The 8,068-nt window shown below is 61.2% G+C and carries 7 protein-coding genes and 3 pseudogenes; all 10 read right to left on the bottom strand.

Features of this window, described 5'->3' with window-relative positions:
- Positions 1 to 59: 59 nt before the first annotated feature.
- The 10 genes and pseudogenes from NUW23_14140 to pdxA all read right to left on the bottom strand — a co-directional run bounded on the left by NUW23_14140 (position 60) and on the right by pdxA (position 6,961).
- Positions 60 to 617: a permease gene (locus NUW23_14140; protein ID MCR4427299.1), complete on the bottom strand. Its 558-nt coding sequence runs from the start codon at positions 615 to 617 to the stop codon at positions 60 to 62.
- Positions 617 to 1,096, bottom strand: a complete 480-nt coding sequence (locus tag NUW23_14135) for a permease (GenBank protein MCR4427298.1) — start codon at positions 1,094 to 1,096, stop codon at positions 617 to 619. Before NUW23_14135 ends, NUW23_14140 begins: the two co-directional genes overlap by 1 nt.
- A gap of 5 nt (positions 1,097 to 1,101) precedes the next feature.
- Positions 1,102 to 1,443: a helix-turn-helix transcriptional regulator gene (locus tag NUW23_14130; protein ID MCR4427297.1), complete on the bottom strand. Its 342-nt coding sequence runs from the start codon at positions 1,441 to 1,443 to the stop codon at positions 1,102 to 1,104.
- Between the two features lie 250 nt (positions 1,444 to 1,693).
- Positions 1,694 to 2,513 (bottom strand): annotated as a pseudogene (locus tag NUW23_14125) (ABC transporter permease).
- A 33-nt stretch (positions 2,514 to 2,546) separates the two neighbouring features.
- Complete coding sequence (locus NUW23_14120) at positions 2,547 to 2,915, bottom strand: hypothetical protein (protein MCR4427296.1); 369 nt, start codon at positions 2,913 to 2,915, stop codon at positions 2,547 to 2,549.
- A 73-nt stretch (positions 2,916 to 2,988) separates the two neighbouring features.
- Positions 2,989 to 3,219 (bottom strand): annotated as a pseudogene (locus tag NUW23_14115) (ATP-binding cassette domain-containing protein).
- Between the two features lie 106 nt (positions 3,220 to 3,325).
- Positions 3,326 to 3,931: pseudogene (locus NUW23_14110) on the bottom strand (ABC transporter substrate-binding protein).
- 71 nt (positions 3,932 to 4,002) lie between these two features.
- Entirely contained in the window at positions 4,003 to 4,230 is a 228-nt protein-coding gene (locus NUW23_14105) for an ABC transporter substrate-binding protein (protein ID MCR4427295.1), read from the bottom strand.
- Positions 4,231 to 4,704: 474 nt separating this feature from the next.
- Complete coding sequence (locus tag NUW23_14100) at positions 4,705 to 5,871, bottom strand: iron-containing alcohol dehydrogenase (protein ID MCR4427294.1); 1,167 nt, start codon at positions 5,869 to 5,871, stop codon at positions 4,705 to 4,707.
- Positions 5,872 to 5,884: 13 nt separating this feature from the next.
- On the bottom strand, positions 5,885 to 6,961 hold the full coding sequence (pdxA, locus tag NUW23_14095; protein MCR4427293.1) for a 4-hydroxythreonine-4-phosphate dehydrogenase PdxA: 1,077 nt from the start codon (positions 6,959 to 6,961) through the stop codon (positions 5,885 to 5,887).
- Positions 6,962 to 8,068: the final 1,107 nt, after the last annotated feature.

Genomic DNA, 8,068 nt, shown 5'->3' with positions numbered 1-8,068 from the left:
AACAGGGCGAAGCCTACGATGAACCCCCAGAGCTCGTCAACCGCGAGGTGGGACAGGGGCTACGACGACGCCGCCGCGCCCCCGCCGTCAGCGTTTTCTCCCGCCGCGACCGCCGATGGTTGGAGGACAGGGGCCACCTGTTCCACTACCCATCCGATGATGGGAGCCGCCGCGATTGTCAGCATGAGCCGGACCAAGGCGAAGTTCAGCCCCATGAAGTTGGCCTCGAGGGTGACCATTGGAACCTTTCCCGCCGCCCACATCGACAGGAACACGATGACGTTCAGCATCCTGGTGCCTTTGGCTAGCATCGCCGCAGCCAAGGGGAACGCTACATACATCGGTCCGGCAGCCACCGCCCCGAGAACGCCCGATATGGCCACTCCGACGATCCCGGAATTGCGTCCAAGGTACTTCTCCACCACCGGCCTGGGCACCCAGGCGTCCAGGATGCCGATGAGGAGGAAGACCGGAGGGAGTATCAACACCATCTCCCGGACGTACACTGTGAAAGTCCTCCCCGCAACCTCTGCACGGGACGGAGAGACTAGAACGAGCGCTGCGGCCGCGACGGCCAGAACAATGACGAGACGCCACTCCTTGGGAATTCGCTTCATCACTTGATCACCACCGCCATCACGGCCGCGATCATCACGGCCGCAACAAAGCTGATCCCATTTCTCCAGAGAGTCACTCGCCTGCCCAGGTACTTGATCTCCACCGGTGCGGTCACGACTCCCACCATAGTAAGAGTGGTGATGAATGCCGCGACAGTGGCCACGGAAGCTCCTTGCCTGTATATGGCCCCCGCTAGCGGGAAGGCGATGATGCCTGGTATCAAGGTTATCGCACCGATGATTGCGGCCGCTGCAGTGCCCCATATGCCCGACCCGCGACCGAGGTACTCAGCAATCCACTCAGGCGGCACGAACGCGAACACAAGGCCGATTATGCCGATGATCGCAAGCATTGTAGGCGCCGTCTTCAACAGGCTTTTGACGGACGCCTTCGCCGCCCGTTTCGTCCTGCCTCGGTCCACCACCCATGAGAACCCGTAGGCTCCCAACATGAGTCCCCACATCACAATCGCGTACACCGTGTTCACTCCCCCTCGGCTTCGGCCTCGACCGACCCCTCATAACCTTTGAGGAACAACCCTAACCTGCGCACCCTCTCTCTCGCAATGGAAGCCCACTCCCGAAGCAGCTCGCGTCCTTCATCAGTCATGGTGTACTTGCGGCGGGCTGGGCCCTGCTCTCCCGCCTCCCACTCTGAGACCACCGCCCCTTCTTCCTCCAGCCGCCTCAAGGTCCGGTACAGAGTGGCGGTGTCGACATCGTCCCGGCAGAATCCAAACTCCTCAAGCCGCTCCAAGAGCTCATAGCCGTGCGACGGTTCGCGCGCGACGAGCAGAAGTATGCATGGTTCCATGAACCTGTCCATTCGGCCTCCGGGGCGGCATCCAGGCGCCATCTCTACGCGAGCCAGAGCAGTCATCTCCTCTCGTCAGGTCTGGACCGTCCAAGCAGCCCTAACTTCATATTTCATATATGTGCGTTATGTATATAGTAGCTCTTCAAGTTGGCAGCGTCAAGTACGCAATCGGGCGGTCTCCTAAGCCGAGAGGCCCGGTCGGTTGGGCGAACCCCACCGCCGGGCCCGATTCGTTCAACGTTCTTTCCTCGCTACCCTCCTATCCCCGGCCTTTGACGACCGCCTTTTCGAGGGCGGAGACCCCGTAGTACAGCACCGCCGACACCACAGACAGCAGGATCACGCTTGCCATCACCAGGCTCATGTTGAAGATCTGCCCACCGTATATGATCAGGAATCCGAGACCCGCCTTTGACACCAGAAACTCGCCCACTATCGTTCCGACGAGGGATAGGCCCACATTCACCTTGAGCGCGGCCATCATTACAGGGACACTCGCAGGCAAGATCACTTTCTGGAGTATCTGTATTCTGCTCGCACCGAACGTGCGCAGAAGCTTGACCTTGTCTGGGTCCACCTGTCGGAACCCGACGTATACCATCACGATGGTGACTATAACCGAGATCGTGATGGCCATTGCTACTATCGCGGAGACGTTCGTGCCCAGCCACACGATGTAGATGGGCCCCAGGGCCACTTTAGGTATGGAGTTGAGTATCACGATGTAGGGGTCCAGTATCTCAGAGAGCAAATCCGACCACCACAGCACCACCGCAGCTAGGATTCCCAGCATAGTCCCGATAGTGAACCCTGCCGCGGTCTCGCCTACGGTCATGCCAAGGTGAGTCCAGAGCTCGCCCCGGCGAACAAGGTTCATGGCAGCCCCCCACGCGCGGGTCGGCTTAGGGCAGGGGTTACTCCACGGCAGAGGGTGCAATGGCAGCCCCCCACGCGCGGGTCGGCTGGGATACGATGAACGAGTTTATCCATCCTTGCCTTGCCGCGACCTCCCACAACACCACGAACGCCACGAGGATGCCCACGCGCACCAGGGTCACTATTTGCCCGCGCCGGCGCAGGCTGCGGAGAAATGCCTGGTGTTCGGGGAGGCATCAGGACCTGGTTTGCACCCGGGCATCCACATTCAGCTCCTTCCAGATGAGGTTGAAGTACTCGCGGAATTCGCGCGCCTCCCGGCACCCTATGGGAGTCCGGCGCTTGCACGTCAAGGTTATCTCATGAACCGCCTTGATCGTCCCGGGCCTTCTGCTCATCACCATTACCCTGTCCGACATGGAGATGGCCTCCGCTATGTCGTGGGTGACCATCAGCACCGTCTTGGATTCCGCCCGCATGATCTGATATATCTCCTCGGATACGGTGAGCCTCGTTTGGTAGTCGAGCGCGGAGAGGGGTTCGTCCAGGAGCAGAACCTCCGGGCGAAGCGCAAGAGTCCGTATGAGCGCTGCGCGCTGCCTCATGCCCCCCGACAGATACCTTGGGTAGTGATGCTCGAATCCCCCCAAACCCGTATTTGCGGAGCATGGTCTTCACCTACTCCACGGCCTCCCGCGTCACGGCGCCTCGAACCTCAAGCCCCAAGAGAGCATTCCCCAGGATGGTCCTCCACTCATACAGACAGTCCTGTTGCAGCATGTATCCTACACGGCCCCCCGGCCCGCGGACCTCCTCCCCGTCCACTAACACTCGTCCGACTGTTGGCTTTACAAGTCCCGCGATCAGGGAAAGCACAGTGCTCTTCCCGCACCCGCTCGGTCCCACAATCCCAACGAACTCCCTTGGCGCCACACTGAAATTGACGTCCGCAAGCGCCTTGGTCTCGCCCTCCCGGGTATGGTAAACCAAGGACACTCCCTCGAATCGAATCATCTCACCTGACCCCAAGCGCCGCCCTGGCTATAGTGTTCGTCATGAGCGCGTCGAACGGCGCAGTCGTATGGAGCACGCCCGCTGAAGCCATGACCTCCTGAAGGTGCGCGAAGCCTTTCTCCGAGATTTCCGGAGTCGCGTTCCAGGTTCCCTGGGTTTTGTAGCGCTCGACTATGCGCGCGATGACCTCCACGTCCGTGTCGGGGAAGAAGGGAAATATGACCGAAGCGGTCTCCATCGGGGTGTGGGACTCGACCCATCTCATCCCTTTATACAACGCCCGCGTGAAACGGACGAGCATATCCCGGTCTCTCGCAAGCTGGCTCTTCCGGACGTGATAGACTGTGTAGGTGATCTCCCCGCCCTCTAGTCCCATGGACTTGACGATCCGTCCGTGCCCCTCCATCTCCAGCTGGGTCATGGCCGGCTCGAACTGGGCGATGTAATCCCCTGTCCCGGCCGCGAACGCCCCGGGAGCGGCGGCGAACGCAAGGCTCGTGATGATCTTGACGTCGCGGAATGGCTCGATCCCGTTCTGCTTGAGCACCCACTCGAGGACCATTTCAGGGACCCCGTCTAACCGCGCCCCGACTACGGTCTTGCCCCGTACCTCCTGCCAGCTGAATCCCCAGCTCCTGTGGCCCGGGTCATGAAAAACGCACCGTCCATCTGCGTGAGCTAAGCAAACCCCACCAGATGGTCCTGGGCGCCCTGCTGATAGATGTAGATCGCTGCCTCCGGGCCAAAGAACCCAATGTCCACGCTGCCGGAGATCAGCGCGGCCGCCCCCTTGTCGGCGCCCCACGCAGTCGATAGGTCGATCTTCAGCCCTTCCTGCTCAAAGAACCCCTTCGCGATGGCAACGTACTGAGGGGCGTAGAATATCGATCGGACGACCTCTGACAACTTCACAACCCGCAGCGTGGCCGCGCTAGCCCCGATTCCCGGCGCAGCCAAGCACAGAACCAAGACGGTCGCGAGCCCCAGTACAAGCATCCGGCCCCAGGCGAATCTGAAAATGCTCCTACCTCCCAATGCAGTCTTCAGTGGCGAGAGCATATTATGCTGCAGGCACTAGGAATGCCAGGGCGCAGCCTGCGTGGGCTTATCAAGGCCCGGAGGCCATCGCGTCCTGCAAAGCCGCCGCTGACTCGCATGCGGAGGATCAGACAGCGGCGGCAACGCCAGATACTCCTCCAGCGTCGCCCCTTTCCCTTTCCATGCCCGTTCGCTGCCTGTTCCGGTACTTGTTTCGCTCGTAAGGCACCGCCTCGCCTCCGGGGCGCCCCGCCCCTGCTCGCCGGCGGCCTCGGATTTGGGCAGGCGTCCACGTGCCGCTGCAACCGCCGCCTCCCTGGCGCGATAGCTGGCGCGGGTACCCTACACCGCCCCCAGATCTCCTTGTATTGCCGCCCGGTAGACCCGCGCGGCGTCCCGCTCCGTCATGGTCCTGGGGTTGTTTGCAAGAAGACGGGTGACCTGCGCCGCACCGGCTGCGAGTTCCGGGACGTCGCACTCAGATATCCCGAGCTCGCCCAGAGACTGAGGCATCTCCACATCCGCGGCGAGCCTCCTGACTGCGGAAACGGCGCGCTCACCGGCCTCCCACACACTGAGCCCAGACACGTTCTCACCCATGGACTGTGCCACGCGGGCAAGCTTATCGGCCGCTCCGGGCAGGTTGAACTTCATCACGTAAGGCAACATCATGGAATTGGCGATCCCATGGGTAATGCGGAACTTCCCTCCAAGAGGGTATCCCAGAGCATGCCCAGCTGCGGACCCTGCATGAGCCATGGAGATCCCTGCAAAGAGAGCCCCCCACGCCATGCCGGTCCTGGCCGCCATGTTCGTCCCGAGGGCGAAAGCCTGACGAAGATGGAGGGTTATATGACGTATCGCCTCCAGCGCATACATCTCCGTATGAGGGGTGGACCTCACTGACATGTAAGACTCGATGGCGTGTGCGAGCGCGTCCATCCCCGCGGCGGCCGTCACGCTGGGAGGAGCGGAGATCGTCACCGCGGGATCCACGATCGCCACCCGGGGAATTATGAACGGGCTTACCACGGCTTTCTTGGCCCTGGCGGACGGATCAAGAAAGAGCGCGTTCTGCGTGATCTCAGCGCTGGTCCCCGCGGTAGTGGGGATGAGAATCGTGGGAAGTCCCGGCCCCTCTAGTCTGGCGTCCTCGAAGAACCGTCTCGAGTCCTGTCCAGTGGGAGCGATGGCCGCGGCAAGCTTGGCGACATCCATCGCGCTTCCCCCACCGACTCCGATCACCGCTTCGAACGCGATCTCACGCAGGAAAGCCACGGCTTCCTGGAGGTTCTCCATTGTCGGCTCCTGCTCCGCCCGGTCGAAGACAACGGTGTCAACAGACGGTGCCACACCGACCACCGTCTTGATCACTCCCGCGCGGACAAGGCCCGGGTCGGTCACGAGTGCCGCCCGTCTCACTCCCATCCGCCGCAGTTCTCCGTCGAGTCCCTCAAGTGCCCCCGGGCCCGCCAGAAGCGTTCCCGGGAGCCGGAAAGGCGCAATCATTCCGGGTCCCTCCTTACGCTTTGCCCCGGGCGAATCTGGCCGCCAGCTCAATCGCTTGCACTAGGCTCTCAGGGTTTGCCCTGCCCTGCCCGGCCTTGCCGAAAGCCGTGCCGTGGTCAACCGAGACCCGGATGATCGGAAGGCCGAGAGTGACATTCACTCCACTCACTGCAAGCCACTTGTTCGTAGCGGCATCCAGCCTGAATCCTGCTGTCTTCATAGCGATGTGGCCTTGATCGTGGTACATCGCAATCGCTGCATCATACTGTCCGCCCCTTGCCTTGGCAAACAGAGTGTCTGGAGGGACCGGGCCCTCCGCCCGTATTCCTTGCTCCTGCGCGTCCTGGATCGCGGGGCTGATCTCCTCGATTTCCTCTGTCCCGAAGAGCCCTCCTTCGCCTGAGTGCGGATTCAGGCCGGCAACTCCAATGCGGGGGTTCTCAATGCCGAGACGCCTGAGAGCATCGTAGGTCAGCTTGATGACTGTAAGTACACGTCCGCGCTTCACTAAATCACACGCTTTCCTCAGGGACACGTGCGTGGTCACGTGCACCACGCGGAAGTCTCCATCCGCCAGCATCATGGCGTAGTCTTTGGTTCCGGTCAGGTCCGCGAATATCTCCGTGTGCCCGGAGTAGTGGTGTCCGCCGAGGTTAAGAGACTCCTTATGGATCGGGCCGGTGACCACCGCGTCCGCATCGCCCGCGAGCGCGAGCCTGATCGCCCGCTCGATGTATTCGTATGCTGCATGTCCGGCCTTCGCGCTCACCCGGCCGTAGTCGAACTCCCCCATGGCGATGTTGTCGAGATTTATCAGGTCCACTGTGCCGAGCTGGTAACGACCGCCCGACGTATCCGGTGTGACATTGATCTCCAGGCCGCCACCGGTCATCCTGATCCCGTCTTCCACTAAGTCGAGGTCGCCCACTATGACCGGCCGGCTAATAGAGTAGATCTCCGGTAGGCGGAGCGCCCGAACTGCGATCTCAGCCCCGATTCCGGCTGGGTCTCCCATGCTGATGGCTATGATAGGTCTTGAATCCACTTCCTCGTACCTCGCTTCCCTTTCCCTTGTCGTCTTTCCGCTCATTGTCCACCCTCCGCCTTTGCAAGCCGCGTACCAACCCCCGGAACTGCGCAGTCAAGCGGGCAGCTTGGGCGGGCTTGGGCCTCTCTCCGTCACGCGTGTTTCATTATGAATCCACGCGGCTGACTGCCCCGTGGCTAGTCCCATGGGCTGACGGGATCGGCTGTGTCGCACACCGCTACGCGGCCGCCTCGTCCCTCCCGAGGTTCGCATTGCGCTCACCCCATCCGCCCCAGCCCTTGCCGGGCCGGCCCGCGGAGCGGTCCCGGTCCGCGCGGCCGCCGCGCGGTAGTGATCTGCCTGTCCACGCGCCTGCACACTAAGCCGAAGTTCGTTCAAGCCTTTCAACTCAAGATGACGCTCCCCTTCCTCGCAAACGAAATCACCTCAGTCACGATAGAGCATGGGGTACAATCTGGAAAGATGGTGTGGTGGGAAGAGGCTTTTCAGGTGTGACTGAGAGCCTTGGAGGGGACGCCAGCCGCAAGCACCCAGTGCTGTGCTCATATTGGCGGCCAGAGCGCGATTGCTTGGGCGACTGAGGGGGAATCCATCCTGAAAATCTCATTCCAGATTTGAACCATATGTACCTCTCAGACGTTTATACTGTGACATGGCTTCGGGGGGTGAGCGGTGCCCTTGGAATCTGAACTTCTACACAGGTGCAAGCTCGGGGACAAGCAAGCCCTTGAAGCCATCATTCAACGCTACCATGCTCCTCTCAGAAACTATCTCATGTATATCTGCGGGAACGCCGCAGACGCTGACGACATGGTTCAAGAGGCTTTCGTGCAAGTGCTCAAAGCCTTGCACCGATACAGACCTGAGGCCAGATTCTCTACCTGGTTGTACACTATTGCCACCAATGCATGGCGCGATGAACTGCGTCGAAGGGCGCGGGAGGCGTCGGTTCGAAGAGAAAAGTACCTGTCCAGAATGCCCCGCTTACCAGCACCCACGACAGCCTGGACAGAACCGTCCTCATGCAAGCTCTGGCTGGACTTGAGCCTGAACACCGTGCAGCTGCGGTGCTCAGATTCTACATGGACAGGGACTATGCTGAGATAGGTGAGATATGTGGGTTGAGCCTACCCCGTTTTCGTGGACACC

This window comes from Bacillota bacterium (genome assembly GCA_024655925.1).
Classification (GTDB): Bacteria; Bacillota; DTU025; order DTU025; family JANLFS01; genus JANLFS01.
Note: the sequence above shows the minus strand (reverse complement) of the source record. Positions and strands in the feature narration are given on the sequence as shown.

Coding starts and splice junctions, on each gene's coding strand:
- NUW23_14140 (MCR4427299.1), bottom strand. CDS start 617: ATGAAGCGAATTCCCAAGGAGTGGCGTCTCGTCATTGTTCTGGCCGTC.
- NUW23_14130 (MCR4427297.1), bottom strand. CDS start 1,443: ATGGACAGGTTCATGGAACCATGCATACTTCTGCTCGTCGCGCGCGAA.
- NUW23_14120 (MCR4427296.1), bottom strand. CDS start 2,915: ATGAGGCAGCGCGCAGCGCTCATACGGACTCTTGCGCTTCGCCCGGAG.
- NUW23_14100 (MCR4427294.1), bottom strand. CDS start 5,871: ATGATTGCGCCTTTCCGGCTCCCGGGAACGCTTCTGGCGGGCCCGGGG.
- pdxA (MCR4427293.1), bottom strand. CDS start 6,961: ATGAGCGGAAAGACGACAAGGGAAAGGGAAGCGAGGTACGAGGAAGTG.